At 72.6% G+C, this 24,495-nt stretch carries 22 protein-coding genes and 1 pseudogene; 13 read left to right on the forward strand and 10 right to left on the reverse strand.

Annotation, left to right across the window (positions count from 1 at the left end; all coding sequences use genetic code 11):
• The 5 genes and pseudogenes from B042_RS26060 to B042_RS0110005 form a co-directional block, all read left to right on the forward strand.
• Nucleotides 1-274 (forward strand): annotated as a pseudogene (locus tag B042_RS26060) (IS30 family transposase); the annotation flags it as partial.
• Between the two features lie 230 nt (nucleotides 275-504).
• Nucleotides 505-786: a DUF1049 domain-containing protein gene (locus tag B042_RS0109990; RefSeq protein WP_028648169.1), complete on the forward strand. Its 282-nt coding sequence runs from the start codon at nucleotides 505-507 to the stop codon at nucleotides 784-786.
• Between the two features lie 367 nt (nucleotides 787-1,153).
• Entirely contained in the window at nucleotides 1,154-2,014 is an 861-nt protein-coding gene (gene folP, locus B042_RS0109995; protein ID WP_028648170.1) for a dihydropteroate synthase, read from the forward strand.
• Nucleotides 2,011-2,703 carry a hypothetical protein gene (locus B042_RS0110000; RefSeq protein ID WP_028648171.1) on the forward strand — a complete coding sequence of 231 codons (693 nt, stop codon included), beginning with the start codon at nucleotides 2,011-2,013 and terminating at the stop codon, nucleotides 2,701-2,703. Before folP ends, B042_RS0110000 begins: the two co-directional genes overlap by 4 nt.
• Complete coding sequence (locus B042_RS0110005; RefSeq protein WP_036554590.1) at nucleotides 2,691-3,461, forward strand: dihydrofolate reductase family protein; 771 nt, start codon at nucleotides 2,691-2,693, stop codon at nucleotides 3,459-3,461. The genes B042_RS0110000 and B042_RS0110005 overlap by 13 nt, the downstream gene beginning before the upstream one ends.
• 233 nt (nucleotides 3,462-3,694) lie before the next feature.
• Here B042_RS0110005 and B042_RS22690 read toward each other — a convergent pair whose 3' ends face one another.
• The 4 genes from B042_RS22690 to B042_RS0110030 all read right to left on the reverse strand — a co-directional run bounded on the left by B042_RS22690 (nucleotide 3,695) and on the right by B042_RS0110030 (nucleotide 9,505).
• Nucleotides 3,695-4,726 (reverse strand): PrsW family intramembrane metalloprotease, encoded by a 1,032-nt coding sequence (locus B042_RS22690; RefSeq protein ID WP_051415600.1) that lies wholly within the window; start codon nucleotides 4,724-4,726, stop codon nucleotides 3,695-3,697.
• On the reverse strand, nucleotides 4,723-5,346 hold the full coding sequence (locus B042_RS22695; RefSeq protein WP_155988991.1) for a hypothetical protein: 624 nt from the start codon (nucleotides 5,344-5,346) through the stop codon (nucleotides 4,723-4,725). Before B042_RS22695 ends, B042_RS22690 begins: the two co-directional genes overlap by 4 nt.
• Before the next feature lie 99 nt (nucleotides 5,347-5,445).
• Nucleotides 5,446-6,492, reverse strand: a complete 1,047-nt coding sequence (locus tag B042_RS0110020) for an NAD(P)-dependent alcohol dehydrogenase (protein ID WP_028648173.1) — start codon at nucleotides 6,490-6,492, stop codon at nucleotides 5,446-5,448.
• Nucleotides 6,493-7,018: 526 nt separating this feature from the next.
• Nucleotides 7,019-9,505 (reverse strand): ATP-dependent Clp protease ATP-binding subunit, encoded by a 2,487-nt coding sequence (locus B042_RS0110030; RefSeq protein ID WP_028648174.1) that lies wholly within the window; start codon nucleotides 9,503-9,505, stop codon nucleotides 7,019-7,021.
• A gap of 223 nt (nucleotides 9,506-9,728) precedes the next feature.
• On the opposite strand from B042_RS0110030, the gene B042_RS0110040 reads away from it, so the two are divergent.
• Genes B042_RS0110040 through B042_RS0110050 form a run of 3 tightly spaced genes read left to right on the forward strand, consistent with a single transcriptional unit; the run spans nucleotide 9,729 to nucleotide 12,413 of the window.
• On the forward strand, nucleotides 9,729-10,772 hold the full coding sequence (locus B042_RS0110040) for an ABC transporter substrate-binding protein (protein WP_028648175.1): 1,044 nt from the start codon (nucleotides 9,729-9,731) through the stop codon (nucleotides 10,770-10,772).
• An 8-nt stretch (nucleotides 10,773-10,780) separates the two neighbouring features.
• Entirely contained in the window at nucleotides 10,781-11,551 is a 771-nt protein-coding gene (locus B042_RS0110045; RefSeq protein ID WP_028648176.1) for an ABC transporter ATP-binding protein, read from the forward strand.
• The gene (locus tag B042_RS0110050; protein ID WP_028648177.1) at nucleotides 11,544-12,413 is read left to right on the forward strand and encodes an ABC transporter permease; all 870 of its coding nucleotides are present in this window, start codon (nucleotides 11,544-11,546) and stop codon (nucleotides 12,411-12,413) included. Before B042_RS0110045 ends, B042_RS0110050 begins: the two co-directional genes overlap by 8 nt.
• A gap of 49 nt (nucleotides 12,414-12,462) precedes the next feature.
• On the opposite strand, the gene B042_RS0110055 is transcribed toward B042_RS0110050, so the two are convergent.
• Nucleotides 12,463-13,056 (reverse strand): Dps family protein, encoded by a 594-nt coding sequence (locus B042_RS0110055; RefSeq protein WP_028648178.1) that lies wholly within the window; start codon nucleotides 13,054-13,056, stop codon nucleotides 12,463-12,465.
• A 331-nt stretch (nucleotides 13,057-13,387) separates the two neighbouring features.
• Here B042_RS0110055 and B042_RS0110060 point away from each other — a divergent pair, with 331 nt between their 5' ends.
• A complete protein-coding gene (locus B042_RS0110060) occupies nucleotides 13,388-14,215 on the forward strand; it encodes an aldo/keto reductase (RefSeq protein WP_028648179.1) in 828 nt (275 codons plus the stop codon).
• A 23-nt stretch (nucleotides 14,216-14,238) separates the two neighbouring features.
• Here the strand turns inward: B042_RS0110060 and B042_RS26065 are convergent, their stop codons facing one another.
• A complete protein-coding gene (locus B042_RS26065; protein ID WP_197024247.1) occupies nucleotides 14,239-14,400 on the reverse strand; it encodes a hypothetical protein in 162 nt (53 codons plus the stop codon).
• 82 nt (nucleotides 14,401-14,482) lie between these two features.
• Here B042_RS26065 and B042_RS0110070 point away from each other — a divergent pair, with 82 nt between their 5' ends.
• Complete coding sequence (locus B042_RS0110070) at nucleotides 14,483-15,007, forward strand: RidA family protein (protein WP_028648180.1); 525 nt, start codon at nucleotides 14,483-14,485, stop codon at nucleotides 15,005-15,007.
• Between the two features lie 76 nt (nucleotides 15,008-15,083).
• Nucleotides 15,084-15,695 carry a TetR/AcrR family transcriptional regulator gene (locus B042_RS0110075; protein ID WP_028648181.1) on the forward strand — a complete coding sequence of 204 codons (612 nt, stop codon included), beginning with the start codon at nucleotides 15,084-15,086 and terminating at the stop codon, nucleotides 15,693-15,695.
• Here the strand turns inward: B042_RS0110075 and B042_RS0110080 are convergent.
• Entirely contained in the window at nucleotides 15,686-16,615 is a 930-nt protein-coding gene (locus tag B042_RS0110080) for a sulfotransferase (protein WP_051415602.1), read from the reverse strand. The genes B042_RS0110075 and B042_RS0110080 overlap by 10 nt on opposite strands.
• A gap of 573 nt (nucleotides 16,616-17,188) precedes the next feature.
• On the opposite strand from B042_RS0110080, the gene B042_RS0110085 reads away from it, so the two are divergent.
• Nucleotides 17,189-17,989, forward strand: a complete 801-nt coding sequence (locus B042_RS0110085; protein WP_028648183.1) for a Sir2 family NAD-dependent protein deacetylase — start codon at nucleotides 17,189-17,191, stop codon at nucleotides 17,987-17,989.
• A gap of 552 nt (nucleotides 17,990-18,541) precedes the next feature.
• On the opposite strand, the gene B042_RS0110090 is transcribed toward B042_RS0110085, so the two are convergent.
• From B042_RS0110090 to B042_RS0110100, 3 genes are all read right to left on the reverse strand, one after another.
• On the reverse strand, nucleotides 18,542-19,216 hold the full coding sequence (locus tag B042_RS0110090; protein WP_028648184.1) for a uracil-DNA glycosylase: 675 nt from the start codon (nucleotides 19,214-19,216) through the stop codon (nucleotides 18,542-18,544).
• Nucleotides 19,217-19,970: 754 nt separating this feature from the next.
• Nucleotides 19,971-21,776: a glycoside hydrolase family 15 protein gene (locus tag B042_RS0110095; RefSeq protein ID WP_231493916.1), complete on the reverse strand. Its 1,806-nt coding sequence runs from the start codon at nucleotides 21,774-21,776 to the stop codon at nucleotides 19,971-19,973.
• Between the two features lie 432 nt (nucleotides 21,777-22,208).
• Entirely contained in the window at nucleotides 22,209-22,889 is a 681-nt protein-coding gene (locus B042_RS0110100; RefSeq protein ID WP_028648186.1) for a YitT family protein, read from the reverse strand.
• Nucleotides 22,890-23,025: 136 nt separating this feature from the next.
• Between B042_RS0110100 and B042_RS0110105 the strand changes: the two genes are divergently transcribed.
• On the forward strand, nucleotides 23,026-24,495 hold the full coding sequence (locus B042_RS0110105; protein ID WP_028648187.1) for a PLP-dependent aminotransferase family protein: 1,470 nt from the start codon (nucleotides 23,026-23,028) through the stop codon (nucleotides 24,493-24,495).

The following is a 24,495-nucleotide window of genomic DNA, read 5'->3' on the forward strand; positions in this document are numbered from 1 at the left end:
CCACGCCGCGGTGACGGTGGCCACTGACCTGCCGGTGTTCTTCGCTGATCCGCACTCGCCGTGGCAGCGGCCCACGAACGAGAACACGAACCGCCTGATCCGGGAGTATCTGCCCAAGGGCACCGACATCCCGCAGCATCAGCCGTACCTGACCGCGATCGCTGAGGAGCTCAACACCCGTCCTCGGGCGTGCTTGGGGTTCTACACACCGCAAGAGGTGTTCCACAAGCAACTGTTGGAGGGCCAGGGCGAGGGCGTTGCTTCAACGAATTGACACCACCGGGGCGTTCCCCCCGGGCGAGCGCCCTTTCGGCGTTCCCGGGACGGTTGCCGTCGTGCCGGGCACGCCACCCCGGTCCGTGTCCGGGGTGCTGTCGGATCCGGGACGGGAATTGACCCTCCCCTGCCCCGGCGGCGGCCGGACCAGGGAATGCCTACGGACCCGGGGCGCGCATCCCGCCCGGCTCGGGGCAGGCATCACCGATCCTGGGCCGGGAGGCGCAGATGGACTCACCTACACCGCCGGACGGTACGGCCGCCGGGGAGAGGGCCTCCCGTTTCTCCCCGGGGTCGATCCCCACTCGCCTGTGGGTGGCGCTCATCCTGCTGATCCTGGCGGTCATCTTCGTGGCGCAGAACCGCGAGGCGGTCCAGATCCAGGTCCTCGTCGTGTCCCTGTCCGCTCCGCTGTGGGCCACACTGGGCTGTGCCGTCCTGGTCGGCCTGGTCATCGGGCTGCTCCTGCGCCCCTCGGCCCGCAAGCAGCGCAAGGCCGCCCAGCGCTGACGCCCCTCGCGGCCACATCGCTTCCGTACCCCGGGTCGTCACCGACGGGGACGGCGAGGCCGCCTGGGACCTGCGCGCGTTCTCCTTCCTCCAAGGCGGTGCCGGCACCGCGCCCCGCCCACCGTCCGGCCGCACCCGCGGTGCCAGGGGCGGCTGACCGCCCTCAACGGCTTGTTCGAGGCCGCCGGGGGCATCTACGGGCCACAGGCGCAGACCCACCGAGCACCCGGCGCAACCCCCTTCGGCGACGGCGCCGCCCCCGCCTGACGGTGCGCGCGTTCCCGACTTCGGCTGACGGTCTCCGCGGCCCCCGGCACGCTCCGGCGCGGCGGTGGCCTAGTGTGGGCGCCAGGGAGGCGGATACCGAGTGCTGAGACTGCGGGGGCGCGAGTACGGCCCGGACGAGACGCTGGTCATGGCGATCGTCAACCGGACCCGGGACTCCTTCTACGACCACGGTGCCACCTGGGAGGACGCGCCCGCCTTCGCGCGGGTGCGCCGGGCGGTCGCCGAGGGCGCCGACATCGTCGACATCGGGGGCGTCAAGGCCGGCCCCGGCGAGGAGGTCGACGCCGAGGAGGAGATGCGCCGCACGGTCGGCTTCGTGGCGGCCGTGCGCGCCCAGTTCCCCGACCTGGTCATCAGCGTCGACACCTGGCGCGCTCCGGTGGGGCGCGCCGCGGTCGAGGCCGGCGCCGACCTGCTCAACGACTCCTGGGGCGGCTACGATCCCGGCCTGGCCGAGGTCGCCGCCGAGTACGGGGCAGCCCTGGTGTGTACCCACACCGGCGGCCTCACGCCCCGCACCGGCCCGGTGCGTCCCGTCTACGACGACGTAGTGCGCTCCGCGATCGAGGCGACGGTCGGGCTCGCCGAACGCGCGGTGTCCCTGGGAGTCGACCCCGCCTCGGTGCTCATCGACCCCGCCCACGACTTCAACAAGAACACCTGGCACTCGCTGGAGCTCACCCGCAGGCTCGACGAGATGACGGCGACCGGCTGGCCGGTGCTTGTCGCCCTGTCCAACAAGGACTTCGTGGGGGAGGCGCTCGGTGCCCCGCTGGGGGAGAGGCTGCCCGGAACGCTCGCCGCCACCGCCGTCTCAGCCTGGCACGGGGCACAGGTCTACCGCGTCCACGAGGTCGCCCAGACCCGCCAGGTCCTCGACATGGTGGCCTCGATCCGAGGCGTGCGGCCCCCCGCGCGGGCGGTACGGGGGCTGGCGTGATCGTCGCGACCGCCGTGTGCCCGCATCCGCCGCTGCTCATGCGCGAGCTCACCGGAATCCAGGACGCCGCGGCCGACCTGCGCGGGGTGTGCGTGTCGGCGGTGTCCTCGCTCCTGTCCGTCCCAGACCTGGACGTGGTCGTGGTGGTGGGGGGCGGCGACGCCTCCGGCGAGGGCGTCTCCGGCGGCGACCCGGCGCACCTGTACGCGGCCCGGCCCCGGACGGAGGGGGAGCGGCTCCTCCCCCTGAGCCTGGCGGTCGCACACCGGCTCCTGGGCGCGGTCGACCACGGAGTCCCCGTGGAGACGGCCACCGTGGCCTGGGACGCCCCCGCAGGGGAGATCGCCGTGCTGGGCCGCACCCTGGCCCGGCGCGCGCCCCGGGTCGGCCTGCTCGTCATGGCCGACGGCGGGACCCGCTGGGGCGTCATGGCCCCCGGGCACCTGGAGGGAGCCAGCGTCGACGTCGACCGGGCCGTGGGCGAGGCCCTGGCCGCCGGGGACGCCCGTGCCCTGCTGGACGTGGACCCCCGGCAGGCGGATGAGCAGCGTGTGGGCGGGCGCGCCGCGCTCCAGGTGATGGCCGCCGCCGTGGCCGAGGGGCCCGTCGTGCCCCGCCCGGAACCGCTCTACCACGACGCCCCCTTCGGCATCACCTACTTCGTGGCGGTGTGGTCGTGCGACTGCTGATGAATGACATCGCCCCCGGTGTGGCCGCCCCCGGCGACCTCCTGGACGGCCGTGCTCTGGAGCGGCTCTACGCCTACCCCGACACGACAGCCCGGGCGTGGACGCGTGCCAACATGGTGGCGACCCTGGACGGGGCGGCCGCGGGCAACGACGGCAGGACCGCCTCCATCAACACCCCTGCCGACCTGGTCGTCTACACGCTCCTGCGCGACCTGGCGGACGTGGTCCTGGTGGGTGCGGGCACGGCCCGGACCGAGGGCTACCGGCGGACCGAACCGCGCTCGCCCGTCTTCCGGGAGCGCGCCGCCGCCGAGGGGCGGACGGAGTGCCCCGTGACGGCCGTGGTGAGCGGTGCCGCCCGGGTGCCGCCCCTGCTCGCCGCGGACGTCCCAGGACACGGGGACGTCCTGCTGGTGACCTGCGCGGGCGCGGGCGGGGAAGCCCTGGCGCGGGCGCGGCACACGGTCGGCCCCGAACGCGTGATCGTGGCCGGGGACACCGGTGTCGACCTGTCCGCCGCCGTCGCCGAACTCCGCGCGCGGGGCCTGCCGCGCGTCCTGTGCGAGGGCGGTCCGCGCCTGTTGCGCGACGTCGCCGCCGCCGACGTGCTCGACGAGCTGTGTCTGACCGTCGTGCCCCGTCTGACCGCGGGTGTGGAGCAGCGCATCACCGTGGGCGCCGGTGTGGACCGGGCGCTGGTGCCGCGCCTGGTGGTCGAGCGGGAGGGCACTCTCCTGCACCGCTGGATGCGTCCCTGAGCCGTGTCTCCGTGAAGCTTCGCCTCGGCCCGCCCGTCGCCCGCCACCACCCTCAACGGACGCCTTCGGCGTGGTTTTTCCTTTGCTCGTCGCCCGCCACCACCCTCAACGGAGGCCTTGCGGCGCAGCCCCTCTCCGCTCGGGCGTCTGGAGAACGGGAACCTGCGGCACCTTTGCCAGCCCCGTGGGCGCCCTCGCCCACTGAGGTACGGCACCGTGTTCAACCATGGGCTCTATTCGGGTGTCGGCGGGGGATCCGTAGCCGGTGTGCGGCGGACGCGCCGCAGGTGGGCGGTGCGCGCCGCCGCGTAGACGGCCATGGCGGCGGCGAAGATCAGCAGGACCTTCACCAGGATCAGGGGGACGCTGCCCTGGAGGAAGGGGGCGTCCAGGAGCCAGTGCTGGCCTATCGCGAGCAGTACGAGCAGGGCGGCCCCGGTGGCGCGGCGGCGGCTCGGGCGCCAGTCGGCGGCGGCGAGCAGTCCCACGGCGGTTCCGGCGACGGCCGACATCGCCCAGTGCGAGCCCAGGCCGGTGAGCCCGACCCGCGCGACGGTGGACTGGAGGGCGGTCAGTACCGGGTCGGTCGCCCCCGACCAGGTCACGGACTGGAGCGCGTAGATGAGGTTCTCGGTGACCTCGAAACCGAGTCCGAGCAGGGCACCCAGCACGAACCCGTCGACGGGGGTGCGCAGCGCGTGCGGGAACACCAGGGCCACGAGCACGATCCCCGAGAGTTTGAGGAGCTCCTCGTTCAGCGGTGCGGTGAGCGAGGCCCCCCACACCCCGCTGAACTCCAGGCCCAGCAGTGTCGACCAGAGGGCGCCGAGCCCGCCGTTGGCGATGATCCCCGCGCTCGTGGCGGCGGTCAGCCCGGTCGCGACCGCCACGGCGGCGGCCGGTGTGTCGGGGGCGCCCCCCGGCCGGATCCGGCGCAGGATCCAGAAGCCGAAGGCCAGTGTCGCCAGGCCGAGGGCGGCCGCGAGTACCGTCGCGGCGGGGAAGGCGCGGGCGTGGCCGAAGAGCTGGTAGAGGAGGAACCCTGAGCCGACCGCGCACGCCGCCGCCAGCACGGCCGCCGCGGTGAGGGCGGGGAGCCGGGTGCCGGGTGGGTAGGCGCGGGCCCGGAGACGTGGGGACAGGGCGTGCCGGGGCGCGCTCCGCTCCCCGGACGGTGTGTCGCCGGGGGCGCGCGGGGCGGGGACGGCCCTGTGCCGGGGGGCCGGTCCGGTGCCGGGGCGCTTCTCACGGCGGGTGGGGCTCATCGGTCGCCCTCCTCGGTGAAGGTGACCGACCGGACCACGCCGCCGACCGCGGCCAGGTCGGCGGGGGTGGTGTCCTCGCCGCCCAGGACCACCTCCACGGCGAAGTCGCCGCCGGGGGAGGGGAAGAGCGAGGCGATCCCCGGCCCGTCGTCGCTGTGCAGGGTGCCGGTGAGGCCCGGGGTGCCGTCGTCGGAGGTGGTGGGGTCGGGGGCGGCGAGCCGGGCGGACGGGTCCTCGGCGCGCATGATCCGGCCCATGCCGTCCCACAGTTCGGTCTCGTCGGGAGGTTCCTGCTCGGTCGGGACGACCGAGTTCAGGGTCAGTTCCACCGGTCCGCGGGTGAAGTAGTAGGTCCGGTCGGCGGTGCTGGCACCGGGGTGCAGCGCCCACCCGGCCTGGTCGAAGGTCAGGGAGGCCTCGTAGCCGCCGTAGGTCCCCACGGGCATCGCGCTGCCCTCCGGGACGGGCTCGGCCCCGGGCAGGATCCAGTTGGCGACCGGCCAGGCCACGACCAGGAAGGCCGCCACCCCGGTGGCCGCGGCCAGGGCCGCCCACCGGCCGACGGCCGGGTGGCCCCTCCGTGTCCCGGTGCCCATCGCGGGCTCGGTTCCTCCGCTCACCGCGCCTCCCTCTGGTTCCTCCCAAGCGAAGCACCCGTACCGGTGCGAAGTGTGCCGGAAAGGAGGTCTTGGCGGGTTTTTGCCGGGATTTCACCCCGATCAGTCCGGGTCGGGCAGCACCACGGCGCGTCCGGCCAGCGCCCCCTCCTCCAGCCTGCGGTAGGCGTCCAGGGCGTCGTCCATGGCGAACAACTCCAGCTCCGGGCGGATCTGCCCGGCCCGGTACATGTCCACGACCTCCCACAGGTCGCCGACGGTGCCCCAGTAGGTGTTGGTCACGTAGGACTCGTAGGGGGTGCTGAAGAACGAGAACTCGTGGGTGCCGCCCGCGATCCCCACCACGCTCAGGCGGCCCTTGGGAGCCATCGAGGAGGCCGCGGCGGCGATGGTGCCGGTCGTGCCCACGAAGTCGAAGGCCGCGTCGACGCCCCGCCCCCCGGTGATCTCGCGGACCTCCTCGACCTGCCGTTCGCCGCCCGTGATGGTGACCGCGCCGCCCCGTTCGGCGAGGTCGCGGGCCTTGGCGTTGAGGTCGGTGGCGATGACGGTCGCCCCCGTCAGCGCCTTGAGGATCTGCACGCCGATCTGGCCGAGGCCACCCAGGCCGATCACCAGGGCGTGGCGTCCGCCGCCGGCCAGGTGCGGCAGGGCTTGTTTGACCGCGTGGTACGGGGTCAGTCCGGCGTCGGCGAGCGGGGCCGCGTGCACCGGGTCGGCGTCCCCCAACGGGATGAGGTGGTGGGCGGGGACCGTCACGTACTCGGCCATGCCGCCGTCACGGCCCAGGCCGACCGCCAGGTAGGGCAGGGACGCGGCGTTCTCGCAGTAGGTCTCCTCGCCGCGCGCACACGCACGGCAGTGGCCGCAGCCGATCGGCCCGTAGACCAGGTAGGCGGCCCCGGGGTCGATGCCCGAGACGTTGTCCCCGAGCCGCTCGGCCCACCCCGAGGTCTCGTGTCCGAGGACGAACGGGGGTTTCTGCGCGCCGGGCTGCCCCTCCTCGAAGTGCCGGTAGACGCTGACGTCGGAGTGGCAGGCCCCCGCTCCGGCCACGCGGAGCAGGACCTCGTCCGGGCCCGGTTCGGGCACGGGGACGTCGGCCAGGGTGGGGAAGCGCTGGTAGTTCTCGAAGACCACGGCTTGCATCGGCGACCCCCTGTGCACGTCGGCTGCCTGTGCGTCGGGTAGGGCGTGCCCCCGTTCGCGCCAATGCACGACCCCGCACCGGTGCTTTTGTCCTTGACCTTGCACGGGGTGCCCGTGCCGGCGGTGCACGGTTCCATGGGCTCATGCCGGGTAGATGCATTGACATCCGGCCCGTGGCCGACCGTCGTGGCTGCGGGCCGCACCGCCCGCACAGGGAAGGAGGACGGAGATGACCGCCCGAACCCGGGACGGCACCCTCCGCGAGCCGGGTCCGATGCCGCCGGACCCGTTCCCCCCGACGCCGATGCCGGACCCGCCGCCCGTACCGGAGCCGCCGATCCCCGAACCGGTTCCGCCGCCGGGGCCGGCCCCGGAGCCCGAACCGGAACCCATGTCGACGTGACCCGGTCCTGGAGGACCGGGCCTGGAGGGGGCGCCCGACCGGCTGCCGGGTGGGCCCCTCCGTCCGGACACCCCGCTACGGGGCGGGCAGGGACGCGTGACCCGCGCCCCGCGGTCCACGCGGTCAGAACGCGTCGACGGTCGCGATCCGCAGCCGCTGGTCCTCGGCGCCCGCGTCCACGAGGACCTTGTCCCCGGGGGCGATCCGGTCGTCGAGGACCTGGCGCGAGAGTTCGTTGCCGACGTTGCGCTGGATCGTACGGGCCAGCGGCCGGGCCCCGTAGGCGGGCTGGTACCCGTGCTCGGCGATCCAGTCCACCGCGGCGTCGGTGAAGCGGACCGCGATGTCCTGCTCGGCGAGCCGCTCCTCGATGCGCTTGAGCATCAGCCGGGTGATCTGGGCGAGCTCCCCGGACTCCAGCGGCTTGAACACGATGACCTCGTCGATGCGGTTGATGAACTCGGGCCGCAGCTCCTCGCGCAGCCGCCGCAGCACCCGCTGCTCGGTCTCGGCGTCCATCAGGCCGTCACTGGTGAAGCCCATCGGGCCGCCGCTGGTGATCGCCTCCGACCCGAGGTTGCTCGTCATGATCACCACGGTGTTGCTGAAGTCGACCGTGCGCCCCTGCCCGTCGGTGAGACGGCCGTCGTCCAGGAGCTGGAGCAGCAGGTTGAACACGTCCGGGTGGGCCTTCTCCACCTCGTCCAGCAGGAGCACCGAATACGGGTGCCGCCGCACCGCCTCGGTGAGCTGCCCGGCCTCCTCGTAGCCCACGAATCCGGGGGGCGCGCCGGTCAGGCGGCTCGCGGTGTGCCGCTCCTGGAACTCGCTCATGTCGATGCGGGTCATCGACTCCTCGTTGCCGAAGAGGCTCTCGGCCAGCGCACGGGCCAGTTCCGTCTTGCCCACGCCGGTGGGCCCCAGGAACAGGAAACTGCCCACGGGCCGGGCGGGGTCGGCCAGCCCGGCGCGCGAGCGGCGGATCGACTCTGAGAGCGCGGTGACCGCCTCGCCCTGGCCGATGACGCGCCGGTGCAGGTCCTCCTCCAGGTGGACGAGCCGGTCGCGCTCCTCCCGGGTGAGCTGGGCGACGGGGATCCCGGTGTTGCGGGAGACAACCGCGGCGATGTCGTCGGCGCCCACCTCGGGCACCGACGAACCGGTGCCGCGCGCCTGGTGCACGGTGCCCTTGTGCCGGGTGATCTCGTCGCGCAGGGAGGAGGCCAGTTCGTAGTCCTCGTCCTGGACGGCCTTGTCCTTGCGCTCCTCCAGCTCCCTGACCTTGTGTTCCAACGCGCGCAGCGCGGAGCCGGAGCCCTTGTTGCGCAGCCGGACGCGGGCCCCGGCCTGGTCGACGAGGTCGATGGCCTTGTCGGGAAGGAAGCGGTCGGTGACGTAGCGGTCCGACATCTGCGCGGCGGCCACCAGGCTCGCGTCTTCGAAGCGGACCTGGTGGTGGGCCTCGTAGCGGTCGCGCAGGCCGCGCAGGATCTCGACGGTGTCCGACACCGACGGCTCGGGCACCAGGATCGGCTGGAAGCGGCGCTCCAGGGCCGTGTCCTTCTCCAGGTTCTTGCGGTACTCGTCGACGGTGGTCGCGCCGATGATGTGCAGATCTCCACGGGCGAGCGCGGGCTTGAGCATGTTCCCGGCGTTGACGGCCCCCTCGCCCGCGCCGGCACCCACGATCGCGTGCAGTTCGTCGATGAACACGAGCAGGCGGCCCGCCTGTTCGCGGATCTCGTCGACGATCTTGGTCAGCCGCTCCTCGAAGTCGCCCCGGTAGCGGGTTCCGGCCACCACCCCGGCCAGGTCGAGCTGGACCAGGCGGCGCCCGTGCAGAGTCTCGGGCACGTCGTCGTCGACGATGCTCTGGGCGATGCCCTCCACGATGGCGGTCTTGCCCACGCCGGGGTCGCCGATGAGGACGGGGTTGTTCTTGCGGCGGCGGGCCAGGACCTCGATGCACTGCTCGACCTCGTCGTCACGGCCCACGACCGGGTCCAGCCGACCCTCCCGCGCCATCGCGGTCATGTCGGTGCCGAACTCGTCGAGGGTGGGAGTCTCCGAGGGCTCGGCCTCCTGCTCGGCGGGGGCGGCGGGGATTCCGGCCGCCGTCTGGAGCTTGCGGGGGGTGACTCCGGAGCCGTGCAGGACCTGTCCGACCGGGCTGTCGGCGTTGACGGAGAGGGCGAACAGCAGGGTTTCGGGCGTGATGCTGGGGCTCTCGGCGGCGCGGGCGATCTGGAAGGCGTCGAGGAGGGTGCGCTTGGCCGCGGGGGTGAGCCGGGCCGACCCGCGGACCGCCCTCGGTGCCTGGGAGACGGCCTGTTCGATGACGGCCATGAGTTCCTGGACGTCGGCATCGGTGCTCTGCACGAGTAGGCGGGTGGGTTCGTAGTGCAGCAGGGCCCAGAGCAGGTGGGCGCTGTCGACGTCGGCGCCGCCGGAGTTCAGGGCCCGCCGGGCGGCGGCGTCGGTGACCTCGCGGGCCTCGGGGCTCATCAGCTTCGACAGGTCCACGCGGTGGATCGGGCCCCGCGCCCCGAAGAAGCGGGACAGGAACTCGTCGAACGATCCGGCCTCGCCGCCGGAGGGGTCGTTGGTCATCGAGCGTCGCTCCCTGTACGTGAAGTGTTCGTATCCTCACTTTAGGTGATGATCTGTGTGTTGCCGGTGGTGGCGGCGCGGCCCGTCTCCGGATGGCTTCCGGGTTCCGGGTGGCGGGGATCACTTCTTCGGGTCGTGCGTGGGTCCGTGTCCAGCTTCCACAAAACCTACTCATTAAGTAGAGTTTCAGGTGGACGTCCGAACCGAGAGGGGGCCACTACTGATGCGACCGCCCGCGCCCGCCACGCGCGCGCTCGCCGCGTGCACCGCCCTGGTACTGGCCCTGGCCGGCTGCGGAGCGCCCGGCGAGGACGACGGCCCCTCCGTGACCCTCGGCTACTTCCCCGCCCTCGCCCATGCCCCCGCACTGGTCGGCGTCGAGACCGGTGCCTACGCCGACGCCCTGGGGGAGGGCGTCGCCTTCGACACCCGCGTCTTCAACGCCGGTCCGGACGCGATCAACGCCGTCTTCTCCGGCGAGGTCGACGTCGCCCTGGTCGGTCCCAACCCCGCCGTCAACGGCTGGGCCCAGTCCGAGGGCCAAGCCCTGCACATCATCGCCGGAGCGGCCTCCGGCGGGGCCGGGCTCGTCACCGCCGAGGGGATCGAGGACGTCGACGACCTGCGCGGCGGCACCGTCGCCAGCCCCCAGCTCGGCAACACCCAGGACGTGGCCCTGCGCTGGTTCGCCCGCGAACGCGGCTGGGACACCGACGCGGCCGGAGGCGGAGAACTCTCCATCCTCCCCCAGACTCCGGCAGAGATCGTCAACGCCCTCGAACTCGGCGAGATCGACGGCGCGTGGGTCCCCGAGCCCCACCTGAGCCGCCTGCTCACCGAGACCGGAGCCCACCTGCTCGTCGACGAGGCCGACACCTGGAGCGGCGGCGCGTTCGTCACCGCCCACCTGGTCGCCGGAACCGCGTTCCTCCAGGACCACCCCGACCTGGCCGAGGACCTGCTGCGCGGCCACATCGACACCGTCGACTGGATCAACGGCCACCCCGAGCAGGCGCGGGCGGCCGTCGACGACCACCTCGAGGCGATCACCGGATCACGGCTGTCGCCCGAGGTCACTGAGGCGGCCTTCGGCCGGATCGACTTCACCGTCGACCCCGTCGCTCCGTCGCTGTACACCGGCGCCGAGCGCGCCGAGGCGGTCGGCCTGCTCGACCCCGTCGACCTCACCGGAATCTATGCCCTGGACACGCTCAACGCCCTCCTCGCCGAGGACGGCCGCGACCCCGTCTCCGTGCTGGAAGGTTGAAACGGCCCATGACCATCACCACCGAGGCACCCCTGCGCACCAGCGCCGTGGAGGTCGACACGATCTCCAAGGTCTTCGGACGGGGGCCGGCGGCCGTGACCGCCATCGACGGCATGTCCGTCTCCGTCGCCGAACACGAGTTCCTGTCCATCGTGGGTGCCTCCGGGTGCGGCAAGAGCACCCTGCTGTCCATGGTCGCCGGGCTCGACCACCCCACCACGGGCAGCGTGGACGCCGGCGGCCACAAGGTGGCGATGATGTTCCAGGAATCCGCACTGTTCCCGTGGCTGACCGTGGGTGCCAACATCGAGGTCCCCATGAAGGTCGACCGCGTCCCCAGAACCGAGCGCAAGCGGCGCGTCGCCGAACTCCTGGACCTGGTACGGCTGGCCGGGTTCGAGCGCAAGCGCCCCCACGAGCTGTCCGGTGGTATGCGCCAGCGCGTGGCCATGGCCCGGGCCCTGGCTCAGAACGCCGACGTGCTGCTCATGGACGAGCCCTTCGCCGCCCTGGACGCCATGACCCGCGACATCCTCCACGACGAACTGGAGCGCATCTGGAGGGAGAAGCGCCTCACCGTCCTGTTCGTCACGCACAACGTGCGCGAGGCGGTGCGCCTGGGCGACCGCGTCGTGCTGCTCTCCAGCCGCCCCGGCCGCGTCATCGACGAGTTCGCCATCGAGGCCGAGCGCCCCCGCCGCATCGACTCCGCGCCGATCGCCACCCGGGCCGCCGTGATCACCGACCGGCTCCGCCAGGAGGTCTCGCGCCATGCCTGACACCGACACCCGGGACCGGCAGGTCCAGGGCCTGGACGCCCTCGAACTCAGACCCGGGAGCGCCCAGCGCGGAGCGGCCCACACGGCCCGCCGGGTCTGGGCCGCCGCCTGGCCCAAACTGCTCGCGGTCGCCGTGGTACTGGCCGCCTGGCAGTTGGTCGTATGGTCGGGATGGCGCTCTGAGTGGGTCTTCCCGGGGCCCGACCGGGTACTGCCCGTCCTGTTGCAGGAGGTCACCGGCGCCGAGTTCTGGGCCGCGGTGGGCGTCACCCTGCGGCGCGCCCTCACCGGGTTCGTGCTGGCCCTGGCGATCGGCCTGGTCCTCGGGCTCGCCGTCTCCCAGATCAAGCCGCTGCGCGTCGCCATCGGATCGCTGATCACCGGCCTGCAGACCATGCCCTCGATCGTGTGGTTCCCGTTCGCCATGCTGCTGTACGGCATCAGCGAGTCGGCGATCATGTTCGTGATCGTGCTGGGAGCCGCCCCCTCCATCGCCGGCGGCCTGGTCACCGGGATCGACTACGTCTCGCCCTCGCTCAAACGCGCCGGGCAGGCGATGGGGCTGCGCGGCCTCCAGTGGTACCGGCTGCTGATCGTGCCCGCCGCGCTGCCGATGTTCGTCGGCGGCCTCAAACAGGGGTGGGCCTTCGCCTGGCGCTCCCTCATGGCCGGCGAGCTGCTGGTGATCATCGACCAGCAGAACTCCATCGGCTGGGCGCTCAGCCAGGCCCGGCAGCTCAACGACGCCGAACTGCTGCTGAGCTACGTCATCATCGTCCTGGCCATCGGCATCGTCATCGACGTGTTCTTCAACTGGGCCGACCGCTCCCTGCGCCGCCGGTGGGGCCTGGCCACCGCGTGAACCGCCCGGGTCCGCGCCCCGCCGCGGGGCGCGGACCCGGGCGCTGTGTCTACGAGTGCACGAGCGGCGTGTCCACCAGGTGCTCGGCCAGGAACCAGGCCTGGAGCTCGTTGCGGCGGATGACACCGGAGACCAGCAGGTCGTTGGTGCCGTCGTCGCCCGCCTCCTGGCAGCGCGCTGCCGCCTCGTGGCAGTCCTCCAGGATGGCCTCGTGCGCCTCCAGCAGCCGGGAGAGCATCGCCGGGACCTCCTCGACCCCGTCCGGCGGGCGCGGGATACGGGTGATCTCCGCGACGTGCCTGGGGTCGCCGATGGCGACCCCGCCGAGGGTCTGGACCCGCTCGGCGATGTCGTCGATCAGGCCGGTCTGCTCGTCGGCGTGCTTGTCCATGAGCAGGTGCAACTGGTAGAACGTGTGTCCGCGCATGAGCCAGTGGTGCTTCTTGTACAGGCCGTGCAGGATCTGGGTGTCGGCCAGGACCTGGTTCAGCCGCTGGCACGAGTACATCCGTGTGTTGTAGGACAGGCCGACCGGGAGCTGGCGGACGGTGCCGAACTCCTGGATCTCCCTCCCCTTCTGGTGCAGCCAGGGCTGGCTGCTGCGCGGTCTGGGCGCCGTACCGGTGTTCTCCGCTGTGGTCACTGGGGACCTCCCCCTCCGTCGTCGGTGGACCGGTTCGGAGTGCGCGGACACGCACCCCACACGCCAGTGTCGGACACCGACCTTCGCGGGAGGAGAAAGCGCGCGCCATCGGCGGGCAAGGCTTCTCCGAAGCCGTGGCCTGCGGGCGCTCCCGGGCGTGTCGTCGGCGCGTCGGGAAGGGCGGCACAGGGGGCGGAGCCGAAAAACCCCGCTCCGGCGCGGCGCAGCCTCAACGCCTGGCGGGGGACGGCGTGGCAGGATGCGGACAGGGCACGGTGGTGCCGCCGCTGGAGGAGCCGGGACCGGCCAGGGCCGACGGGGGATTGAGAAGATGACGCTTCCCGACGTGACGCTGAACAACGGCGTGCGCATGCCGCAGTTGGGCTTCGGAGTATGGCAGGTGTCAGACGAGGACGTGGTCGACGCGGTCTCGGTCGCCTTGGAGACGGGCTACCGCAGTATCGACACGGCCGCCGGCTACGGCAACGAGCGGGGTGTGGGGGAGGCCCTGAGCCGGGCCGGACTCGACCGCGAGGACGTGTTCGTCACGTCCAAGCTGGCCAACGACGACCACGGCTACGACCACGCTCTGCGGGCCTTCGACACCACCATGAAGAACCTGCACCTGGAAGTCCTGGACCTGTACCTCATCCACTGGCCGCTGCCCGCGCGGGACCTGTACGTCCCCACGTGGCGGGCCCTGGAGCGGCTGTACGCCGAGGGCAGGGTCCGCGCCATCGGGGTGTCCAACTTCCAGCGCCCGCACCTGGAGCGGGTCATGGACGAGGGCGGCATCATCCCCATGGTCAACCAGATCGAACTGCACCCGCTGCTCGACCAGCGGGACCTGCGTGAGTTCCACGCCGAGCACCACATCGCCACCGAGGCGTGGAGCCCGCTGGGCCGGGGCTACCTGCTGGAGCACCCGGTGATCGTGGACATCGCCGAACAGATGGAGCGCACCCCCGCCCAGGTGCTGCTGCGCTGGCACATCCAGCTCGGCAACGTGGCCATCCCCAAGTCGGTGACCCCGGAGCGGATCGAGTCCAACTTCCGCATCGACGACTTCGAACTCTCACGAGCGGACATGGACCGCATCGACGGGATCGACGAGGACAAGAGGTTCGGCCCGCACCCCGACGAGTTCGACGGGCGGTAGGGGCCGACCGGCCGCGCGGGGCGTCAGTCGCGCAGGCCGCGCCGCTTGCGCGCACCGGCCAGCACGGCCTCGGGCCCCCTGCGGCGGATCCGGCCGACGTAGACGGCGCCCCCGACGAGGATCGCGGCGAACACGGCGAGCGCGGTGACCAGGGCGGCGGCCGACAGCAGGAAAGTAAGCGACATGCGCCCATCGTAGCGGCTGCGGACGGCCGCGGTCCGGCCGGTCCACGGCCGCGGACGGGGCGCCGGACCACGGAGGACCGCGATGGACCGTACACCGCACAGGATCGTCAACCCGATGTCCCTCCCCGAACCGGTGGGCTTCTCCCACGCGCTCCTGGCCGCGCCGGGCCGCACCGTGCACGTAGGCGGGCAGCTTCCACTGCGCCCCTCGGGCTCGGTGGTCGGGGAGACGGTGGTGCAGCAGTTCGACCAGGCCCTGGCCAACATGGTGGAGGCACTGCGCTCGGCGGGGGCCGAGCCCGGCCACGTGGTCGACATGTGCGTGTACACCACGTCCATGACCGCCTACCGGGCCAACCTGCCCACCCTGGGCTCGGTCTACCGCCGCCACATGGGGCGCTACTACCCGCCGATGAGCGTGGTGGGCGTCACCGAGCTGCTGGAGGCCGACGCCCTCGTGGAGCTGGTGTGCACGGCGGTGGTGCCCGAGGAGGTGGACGAGGCGCTGGAGGAGGGCGTCGAGGCCCTGGGGCTGGTGGAGGCGGTCGAGGAGACCCTGGTCGCGCAGCCGCCCGCGGAGCGGGTACCCGAGCGCAACCGTGCCTGACCTGCCGGGCGGCAGCGGCGTATACCGGTTGGTATAGTCACCGGGCACCGCCAGCACCCTCCGAAGGACGGCCCCGATGACCGCCAGCGCCACCGAAGCCAGACCGCTGACACCCGCCGCACGCAGGGTCCTCGACGTGGCCGGCCAGCTTTTCTACACGCGCGGCATCAACACCGTCGGCATGGAACTGCTCGCCGAGGAGGCGGGCGTGACCAAGAAGACCATCTACGACCGCTTCGGCTCCAAACAGGACCTGGTCGTCGCCTACCTGCGCGCCCGGGACGAGCGGTGGCAGGACTGCCTCGACCGCCACGTGGCGGTCGCCGGAACCCCGCGCGCCCGGGTGCTGGCCACCTTCGACGCCCTCTACGCCTGGATGGACGGGGAGAACCCGCGCGGCTGTGCCATGGTCAACGCCTACGCCGAACTGTCCGACCCCGACCACCCGGGCCGGGAGGTGGCCGTGGGGCAGAAGCTGCGGCTGCGCGCGCTCCTCGCCGACCTCGTCGAACAGGCCGGTGCCGCCGCCCCCGGACGCCTGGCCGAGGCCCTCGCCATGCTGCACGAGGGCGCGGTCGTCGCTTGCAGCGTCCTGGGCGACACTGACGCCACACGGACGGCCCGCGACGCAGCCGAGACCCTCATGGGCGCACACGGGATCGCGGCCGAAGCCCCGTCTCAGGTGTAGCCGAGCCGGGACAGCTCGGTGCCCGCGACCTCCCCGACCTCTCCGGCCTCCTGGCGGGTCAGGCGGTCGCGCCAGGCACCCGACCCCCACGAGGCGGGGTCCACCAGGTCCGTGGCCGACACGCGCGCCCCCGTGAACTCCCGCAGCCGCTGTGCGGCAGCCACCTCCCCGCCGGGCACGTCCTCGTAGCGCAGGGTCATGAGCCGGTCCTCGCCGATCTCCCCGCGCAGGCGCGCGTGCATCCGCACGGCACCGCGCCAGCGCATCGCGCACTTGACCGCGTTGGAGCCGTCCCGGAACGCGGTCAGGTCGGCCTCCTCCCCCAGACCGAAGAAGTGGTTGGGGAACTCGTGCTCGATCCTGGCCGCGCTGGGGTTGAGCCAGGCCAGGGCGACCTCGTCGTCGAGCATGGCCGCGACGGCGTCCCGGCCGTCCCGGATGACCTGGACGAACAGGGCATCGGGGAAGGCCTCGTGCAGGGCGCTGGCACAGAACAGCAGATCGGGCCCGGCGTCCCCGTACCGCCGGACCCCGGCGCTGTGCTCGCAGGGCTCTCCGGAGGTGTTGGCGGGCACGCCCGCCCCCGGTCCGGGGCACCGGGGGCAGGTCAGGGGGGTCAACTGCCAGGCCTCGGCGTAGGCCTCGCGGAGCAGGCTCGCGGTCCCCGAGACCTTCTCCTGGGCGAGGGAGGGGCGCCGTGCGACGGCGTAGACGGCGTTGAGCACCCCGGGGGATCCGAAGCCGAGGTGGAGCCCCGGCGCGTGGGACAGGGCGCTGGCGATCTCGGGGACTCCGGAGTGGGGCGCGCCCAGGACGAACACCGGGCGCTCCACCTTGGTCCCGTTGACCACGAGGATGTAGGACGGCTGCTGCTTCATGGCAGTGTCGATTTTCGCACCTTTGGGGCATGTGGTGTGCATCGGTAGGGCATTTCGCACACGTGTCTCCTGCGCGCCCGGCCTGGCGGGCACACCGCACCGGCCCGAAGACGGCGCGGAAGGAGACTGTAGAGCGCTCACCGCAACGATGGGGTGTGCACCCGGTCACGGATGCCGCACACCCGTCCGAACCGGGCGGCCCGACCGCGTCGACCGGTCGCCGTCGGCCCGGCGCGGGCGATGACGACGCGCCCGCCGTCCTGGTGTCGCTGCCACAGCTCCGGTAGAGCGGTTCCGGGACCACCAGCCCCGGCGGCCCCGACCAGAACCCCACGAACAACCCGCCCCGTTGCCTCCTGCGCACAGCCCCTCCGCACACGGCCCGAGGGGCGCTCGGAACCGGAGGGGCCGCTGCGGCTGCTCGACGAGGACGGGACGACCGTCGCCACCGCAGGCGACCGGCTGGAACCCGTGGGCGGTACGGGCGCGGCGGACCTCGCGTGCGGCGCCGCCAGTGCGCCCGAGCGGGTGTCCGGAGGCGTCGTGTCCGCCGAGGGAGGCCCCGTGCCGGTGGTGCGGAGGGAGGCCGCACGGCCTCCGCTGCAACAATGGACCATGGCCTCGACCACCGACACCGCACACCACTCCGACCGGGAGGCGTTCGAGCGCGCCGCCGACCTGCTGGTGTCGGCCGGACGCATCACCGTGCTCACCGGAGCCGGGGTGTCCACCGATTCCGGCATCCCCGACTACCGGGGGCCCTCCGGCGTGTGGACGAAGAACCCCGCCGCCCAGCTCATGACCGACCTCGACACCTACATGGGTGATGTCGACGTCCGACGCGAGACCTGGCTGCGCCGCCGCGCGCACCCGGTGTGGGAGGCCGCGCCCAACGCCGCACACCGGGCCTTCGCCGACCTGGCGGCTACAGGGCGGCTGCGGGCGCTCATCACCCAGAACATCGACGGCCTCCACCAGCGCGCCGGCCTGCCCCCGCAGCAGTTGGTCGAGGTGCACGGCACCATGCTGTGGGTGGTGTGCACGGCCTGCGGGTCACGCACCCCCACCCCGGAGGTCCTCGCCCGGCTGGACGCGGAGTCCGACCCCCGGTGCGCCGCGTGCGGCGGCATCCAGAAGTCGGACACCATCTCCTTCGGCCAGCGCCTCAAAGCGGAGGTCATGAGGGAGGCGGCGCGGGCGTCCCGCGAGTGCGACGTGTTCCTCGCGGTGGGCACCTCGCTGACCGTGCACCCCGTGGCGGGCCTGTGCGACATGGCGATGGTGTCGGGGGCCGGTTTGGTCGTGGTCAACGCCGAGCCGACCCCCTACGACGACTTCGCCGCCACCGTCGTCCGCGACCCCATCGGGGAGGCCGTCCCGGAACTGGTGGAGCGGGTGCGCGCGTCAGTTCTGTGAGGGACCGCCGCTGCCGCCGAAGCGGGATGCGGTTGGGCTCGTAGTCGGAGTAGGACCGGTTGGGCGCCGGGAACGGGGCGTCCCTGAACAGCTCCACGAGCAGGCCCGCGTAGGCCTCGCGCAGCCCCGGTTCCTCGTCCAGCCGCCGCCGCAGCAGCGTGCCCAGGAACTCCACGACCTTGTCGCGCCCCGTGTAGCAGGAGAAGGACGAGAGCGCGTAGAGCTCTCCGTCGTCGGGACGCACGCTCCTGCCCCGGCGCCGCGAGGGCCGACCGCGCGTGGCCTACAGGTCGTCCAGCGCGGTGGCCACCGCCCGCGCCACCAGGTACCCGCCGAACGTGGCGTGCAGGAACTCGAACACGCTCGCCGTCGGCGAGCCGCTCGCTGAACTCGGCCGTCTCGGGGTCGCCGCCGCCGAGGATCCTCAGGGCGTCGGCGCAGGTGAGCTGTTGCGCCATGGGGGCCTTTCCGCATCGGGGGTCGAACGCGGGCGGACCCGACACCGGGTGTCGGGTCCGTGGCCGTTATGGGGGCTTCGCTCTCTGTGACGCCTCAGGGCAGCTCCCAGTTCACCGGCTGGGCGCCCATCTCCTGGAGCATCTCGTTGGTCCTGCTGAAGGGGCGGGAGCCGAAGAAGCCGTTGCGCGCCGACAGGGGGCTGGGGTGGGCGGACTCCACGCACGGCACGCCCGGCATCATGGGGCGCAGGTTGCGGGCGTCGCGGCCCCACAGGATCGACACGAGAGGGGTGCCGCGCTCGGCCAGGGCACGGATGGCCTGTTCGGTGATGGCCTCCCAGCCCTTGCCGCGGTGCGACCCGGCCTGGCCCGGGGCGACGGTGAGGACCCTGTTGAGCAGCAGCACGCCCTGCTCGGTCCAGGGGGTGAGGTCGCCGGTGGAGGGCGCGGGCACGCCTAGGTCCTCCTGCATCTCCTTGTAGATGTTGCGCAGGCTCGCGGGCAGGCGCACGTCGGGGGCGACGGAGAAGCTCAGTCCCACGGGGTTGCCCGGGGTGGGGTAGGGGTCCTGGCCCACGATGAGTACGCGCACGTCGTCGAAGGGCTGTTGGAAGGCGCGCAGCACGTGGTCCCCGGCGGGCAGGTAGGTGCGGCCCTCGGCGACCTCCTGGCGGAGGAAGTCGCCCATAGCGGCGATCTGCGGGGCGACCGGCTCCAGAGCCTTCGCCCAGCCGCTGTCCATGATGTCGTTGAGATCCCTGGTCGGCATGGCCAGAACCCTAGCGCCTGGCGGTGACAGGCCAGACCGGTTCGGCTGACCCCGTGCGGGTTCGCCCCGCGCGTTCGGGGGCGTGCCCGTGGAACCGGCGTCCTATCGGCGGAGGCGGGCCTCCCAGCGCTCCAGGGGGCGGGGCGATCCGGGTGGCGGAGCGGGCGGGGCCTACGTCGTGATGGACCGGGTGGTGCCTGCCCTCACCGTCTCCGATCAGGCCGGTGCGTCGGTGGACACGGCCCTGGACGAGCACCGAACCGGGCGGAGGCTTCCGCGGAGCCCTTGGGGGAGCCTGCGGACCCGGAGGAGGCCTCGGCCGAGTCGGAGACGTTCCTGCCCGGTTCGCTCTCCGTTCGTGGGACGGAACCTGGCGTCCCGAGGTGGGGCGCGCAGGCCCACGGCGAGGGGGACGGCCATGAACGGGTCCTCGTGTGCCGAGACAACCCCGACGCTCCGTGCAGCGTGCGGGCCGACTCCTCCATCGACGGCGACTACACCTCCGTCACCGCGGTGACCGCGCTGGACGACCGCTCCGGAGCCGGGGGAACGACCTGTTCTTCCCCTGCGCCGACAGGGAGCCCCTGGAGCCGGGGGAGAGCCTCACCGCCGATGTGGGCGTCACCGGTGTGGAGGACCTTCGGCTGGAACTGGAGTCCACAGCGGACGGCCTCCCCCGGCCTGGATCGACCCTGCCCCGCACACTTGGCCCGCCGCCTTCCCGGGGCCGTGTCGCGGCCCCGGGAAGGGGCCGCTACTCCGCGCGCCAGCCGCCCTGGTGGTCGGCCAGGTTCAGCGCGGTGGTCACCAGCGGCACGTGGCTGAACGCCTGGGGGAAGTTGCCGACCTGGCGCCCGGCCCCCGGGTCCCACTCCTCCGCCAGCAGCCCGAGGTCGTTGCGTAGCGCCAGCAGCCGCTCGAACAGCTCCTCGGCCTCCTCGTGGCGGCCGATGGACAGCAGGGCGTTGGCCATCCAGAAGCTGCACGCCAGGAACGCGCCCTCGTCGCCGGGCAACTGGTCGGCGGAGTTGTCCAGGTCGGTGCGGTAGCGCAGCACGAACCCGTCGACCATCAGCTCCTTGCGCACCGCCTCGATCGTGCCCACCACCCGGGGGTCGTCGTAGGGCAGGAACCCCACTTCGGGGATGAGCAGCAGGGCGGCGTCCAGCTCCTTGCCGCCGTAGTACTGGGTGAAGGTGTTGCGGTGCGGGTCGTAGCCGTACTCGCACACCTCGGCGTGGATGGTGTCGCGCAGGGCCGTCCACCGCTCGATGGGGCCCTCCTTGCCGAACTCCTCGATGCTGCGCACCGCCCGGTCGGCGGCCACCCACGCCATGACCTTGGAGTGGACGAAGTGCTGGCGCGGGCCGCGGACCTCCCACAGGCCCTCGTCGGGCTCGTCCCAGCACCACTCCAGGTAGTTGACCAGCGAGCGCTGGATGCCCCACAGGTAATCGCCGCCGCGGATGCCCGAGCGGCGCGCCAGGTGCAGCACGTCCATGACCTCGCCGTAGACGTCGAGCTGGTACTGGCCGACCGCTGCGTTGCCGATGCGCACCGGCCGCGAGGATTCGTACCCGGGCAGCCAGTCGGCCTCCCACTCGGTGAGCCTGCGCTCGCCGCGGATGCCGTACATGATCTGCATGAGCTGCGGCTCGCCCGCCACGGCCCGTACCAGCCACTCGCGCCAGGCGAACGCCTCGTCCTTGTACCCGGAGCGGATCAGCGCCTCCAGGGTGATGGTGGCGTCACGCAGCCAGCAGTAGCGGTAGTCCCAGTTGCGCACCCCGCCGATCTCCTCGGGCAGGGAGGTGGTGGGGGCGGCGACGATGCCCCCGGTGGGGCGGTAGGTGAGGGCCTTGAGCACGATGAGGGAGCGGACGACCGCCTCGCGGTAGGGGCCGTCGTAGGTGCACTGGTCCACCCATTTCTCCCAGAACCGCTGGGTCCGCGACAGCGCCTTCTCCGCGTCCAAGTGGTCGGACTCCTCCACCTGGGAGGGGTGCCAGGTCATCACGAACGGCACGCGCTGGCCCGCCGTGATGGTGAAGCGCGCGTCGTGGGTGAAGTTGTGGCCCCGGAGGGTGACGGGGGTGCTCAGCCAGACGGCGTCGGGGCCGGCGATGGCTACGAGTTCGGAGCCGGAGCGGTGCATCCACGGCACCACGTGGCCGTAGTCGAACCGGATCCGCATGGCCGTCTCCATCTCGACGGACCCGCTGACCCCCTCGACGATGCGGACGATGTGGGGGGCGCCGCCGCGCGGCGGCATGAAGTCGATGACCCGTACGCTCCCGGTGTCGGTGTCCCACTCCGACTCCAGGATCAGGGTCTCCCCCCGGTACCTGCGGCGTGTGGCACGGGGGTCGCCCCCGGCCGGCCGCAGCGACCAGCTGCCGTTCTGGTCGTCGCCCAGCAGGGCGGCGAAACAGGCGGAGGAGTCGAAGTCCGGTAGGCACGCCCAGTCGAGTGAGCCGTCCCGTCCGATCAGTGCGGCGGTCTGCATGTCGCCGATCAGTGCGTAGTCTTCAATCCAGCCGGGCACGCGGCTCACCCCCAACATGTTGCTTCGGCATTTGCGGATGGCACGTGAACCCGTGCGGGGACACGGTTGCCGCTTCGTCGCGACTCCTCTCGCGCACGCCCGTGTACGCGCCCTGTCAGGGGCTCACTGGCCCGACCCGGCACCCGGACACCGCCCGGATGCGGGAAGGGGCGCCTCACGGATCACCGGACCACCTCCCTGCCGAAGCTCCCAGCCGCCGTATACCCGGTTATGTGCCCAGGTCAGGGCAGCCGAAAAGAACGGACACGGAAGAGGGCCGGCACCCGTCCCTTGCCGTCTACCGGGATCCATCTTCCCCTCTTGCACGGGCATTCGCTACCCACGACTGCACGTGCATTTCAGTTGTCGTGGCGATATGTGGTGTATTGCGGAGTTCCTCTTCGGAGAAGTTATCCCGCGGTGACACAGACCCGGCGGGAAGACGCCCTAGCGGTGCGGCACTGCGGCACCGATGCTCTCGTCCGGAACGCGCAGCAGCGAGAGGAACGCCTGTGCCATCGGTCCGATGGACAGCGCGAACACCACCGTTCCCACGCCCACCGTGCCGCCCAGCAGGGCGCCGGTGACCACGACGGCCACCTCGATCACCATGCGTGCCATCCGTACCGACCACCCGCGCTCGGCCAGCCCCGTCATCAGTCCGTCGCGCGGCCCCGGGCCGAGCCCGGCGCCGATGTAGTACCCGCTGCCCGCCCCGCACACGGCGACGCCCGCCACCAGCATCAGCAGGCGCACTTCCAGGGAACCGTTCTCGGGCAGCAGCCACAGGAACAGGTCGGTGGACAGGCCGAGAACGACCACGTTGCTGACCGTGCCCAGGCCGGGCCGTTGGCGCAGGGGGACCCACAGCAGCATCACCGCCGTCCCGGCGATCACGCTCCACGTGCCGATCGACAGCCCCGTCCGCCGGGACAGCCCCTGGTGCAGGACGTCCCATGGCATCGCGCCCAGCCCGGCGCGGACCAGCAGTGCGCCGCCGAGCCCGAACAGCACCAGCCCCAGGTACAGCCAGACCAGTCGCCGCAGCCGGGGCCGGGGCACCAGAGGGGTGACGAACAGGCGGCTCAGGGCGACGGCAGGCACGGGTCGGGGGCGCGGTGCGGTCATGGGACACTCCTGTGCTCGGATCAGGGGACGACGGTGCACGTGGGGGCCACCTGGGTATCGTGATCGTGGTGGCACTGGAAGAGAAGTGCCAATCGGATCAACTGGCCCGGTCGCGGGCGGTGCGGAGTATCACGACATGGCACGGCAGGGCCCCACACGTCCGTCTGGGAGAAGCGCTGCGGGTGGCGGCCGACGCATCAACGGTCGGCTCCTGGCCCGCCTCATCGGCGAGGCACCGGTGGAGCGACCGTACTATCTGGCCATCGCCCAGGCGGTGAGCGGGCTGGTCATGGACGGCCGCGTCCCCACCAACACCCGCCTGCCCGCCGAACGCGACCTGGCCACCGCGCTCGGCGTCAGCCGCAACACCGTCACCGCCGCCTACACCTGGCTGCGCGACCACCGCTTCCTGGAGAGCCGCCAGGGCGCGGGCAGTTGGACCCTCCTGCCCGACCCCGGCAACGGCGAGCTGTCGCCGTTGGTGCCCGAGCCCGAGCGGATCGACCTCGGCGTCGCCGCGCCCCCCGCGGTCGACGGGCTCAGGGACGCCTCCTTCCGGGCCGCCGAGCAGCTCGCCGCGTACCTGGGCGGCCAGGGCTACTACCCCCACGGCCTGCCGGAACTGCGCCACGCCATCGCCCGCCGCTACGTCGAACGCGGCCTGCCCACCACCCCCGAGCAGATCTTCGTCACCGCCGGCGCCCAACAGGCCCTCACCCTGGCCGTGGACCTGCTCGTCCAGCCCGGCGACGACGTGCTCGTGGAGTCACCCACCTACCCGCACGGCGTCGACGCCGCACGTCGGGCCGGGGCCAGGATCCGCACGGTCGGCGTCACCCCGCAGGGCTGGGACATGGACTACCTCGCCGACTCCTTCCGGCAGTGGCGGCCGAAGCTGGCCTACCTCATCCCCGACTTCCACAACCCCACCGGGGCGCTGATGGACGAGGGCGAGCGGCAGGCCCTGGTGCGCGAGGCCCGCCGTTGCGGAACCCACCTGGTGGTCGACGAATCCGTCGCCGAGCTGGCCATCGACTCCGGGGACCTGCCCGCGCCCGTGGCCGCACACGACACCGACGGCCGGGTGCTGACCGTCGGATCGGTGGCCAAACTGCTGTGGGGCGGGCTGCGCGTGGGCTGGGTCCGCACCACCGTGCCGATGGTCTCCCGGCTGATGGCGGCGCGCCAGCGCTTCGACCTGGCCGGGTCCGTACTCGACCAGCTCACCGTCACGCACCTGCTCGCCGACGTCCTGCGCATCCGCGCCGAGCGCAGCCGCCAGTTGCGCCGCAACCGCGACGCCCTGCTGCGGGCGATGCGCGAGCGCCTGCCCGACTGGCGGCCCAGCGTGCCCGGGGGCGGCCTGGTGCTGTGGGCGGCACTGCCCCAGCCGGTCGCGAGCGCGTTCGCCGCCGCGGCCCAGCGGCACGGCGTGCACACGGCGGCGGGGCCGGTGTTCGGTGTGGACGGAACCCTGGAGCGCTACGTGCGCCTGGCCTACACCCGCCCGCCGGACGTCCTGGAGGACGCGGTGGACCGGATGGCTGCGGCCTACAACGAGGCTCTCGCCCATCCGGCACAGCCGCGCGGGCGGCTCCTCGTCTGA

Origin of the sequence: Nocardiopsis sp. CNT312, assembly GCF_000515115.1 — a bacterium.
Lineage (GTDB): Bacteria > Actinomycetota > Actinomycetes > Streptosporangiales > Streptosporangiaceae > Nocardiopsis.

What these genes read in the sequence shown, in the direction of transcription:
- B042_RS0110020 (WP_028648173.1), bottom strand. Translation starts at nt 6,492, where the DNA reads ATGCAAGCCGTGGTCTTCGAGAACTACCAGCGCTTCCCCACCCTGGCC.
- B042_RS0110105 (WP_028648187.1), top strand. Translation starts at nt 23,026, where the DNA reads ATGGCACGGCAGGGCCCCACACGTCCGTCTGGGAGAAGCGCTGCGGGT.
- B042_RS0110030 (WP_028648174.1), bottom strand. Translation starts at nt 9,505, where the DNA reads ATGACCAACGACCCCTCCGGCGGCGAGGCCGGATCGTTCGACGAGTTC.
- B042_RS0110070 (WP_028648180.1), top strand. Translation starts at nt 14,483, where the DNA reads ATGGACCGTACACCGCACAGGATCGTCAACCCGATGTCCCTCCCCGAA.
- B042_RS0110045 (WP_028648176.1), top strand. Translation starts at nt 10,781, where the DNA reads ATGACCATCACCACCGAGGCACCCCTGCGCACCAGCGCCGTGGAGGTC.
- B042_RS0110085 (WP_028648183.1), top strand. Translation starts at nt 17,189, where the DNA reads ATGGCCTCGACCACCGACACCGCACACCACTCCGACCGGGAGGCGTTC.
- B042_RS0110100 (WP_028648186.1), bottom strand. Translation starts at nt 22,889, where the DNA reads ATGACCGCACCGCGCCCCCGACCCGTGCCTGCCGTCGCCCTGAGCCGC.
- B042_RS22690 (WP_051415600.1), bottom strand. Translation starts at nt 4,726, where the DNA reads ATGAGCCCCACCCGCCGTGAGAAGCGCCCCGGCACCGGACCGGCCCCC.
- B042_RS0110040 (WP_028648175.1), top strand. Translation starts at nt 9,729, where the DNA reads ATGCGACCGCCCGCGCCCGCCACGCGCGCGCTCGCCGCGTGCACCGCC.
- B042_RS26065 (WP_197024247.1), bottom strand. Translation starts at nt 14,400, where the DNA reads ATGTCGCTTACTTTCCTGCTGTCGGCCGCCGCCCTGGTCACCGCGCTC.
- B042_RS0110080 (WP_051415602.1), bottom strand. Translation starts at nt 16,615, where the DNA reads ATGCACACCACATGCCCCAAAGGTGCGAAAATCGACACTGCCATGAAG.
- B042_RS0109990 (WP_028648169.1), top strand. Translation starts at nt 505, where the DNA reads ATGGACTCACCTACACCGCCGGACGGTACGGCCGCCGGGGAGAGGGCC.
- B042_RS0110050 (WP_028648177.1), top strand. Translation starts at nt 11,544, where the DNA reads ATGCCTGACACCGACACCCGGGACCGGCAGGTCCAGGGCCTGGACGCC.
- B042_RS0110060 (WP_028648179.1), top strand. Translation starts at nt 13,388, where the DNA reads ATGACGCTTCCCGACGTGACGCTGAACAACGGCGTGCGCATGCCGCAG.
- B042_RS0110090 (WP_028648184.1), bottom strand. Translation starts at nt 19,216, where the DNA reads ATGCCGACCAGGGATCTCAACGACATCATGGACAGCGGCTGGGCGAAG.
- B042_RS0110075 (WP_028648181.1), top strand. Translation starts at nt 15,084, where the DNA reads ATGACCGCCAGCGCCACCGAAGCCAGACCGCTGACACCCGCCGCACGC.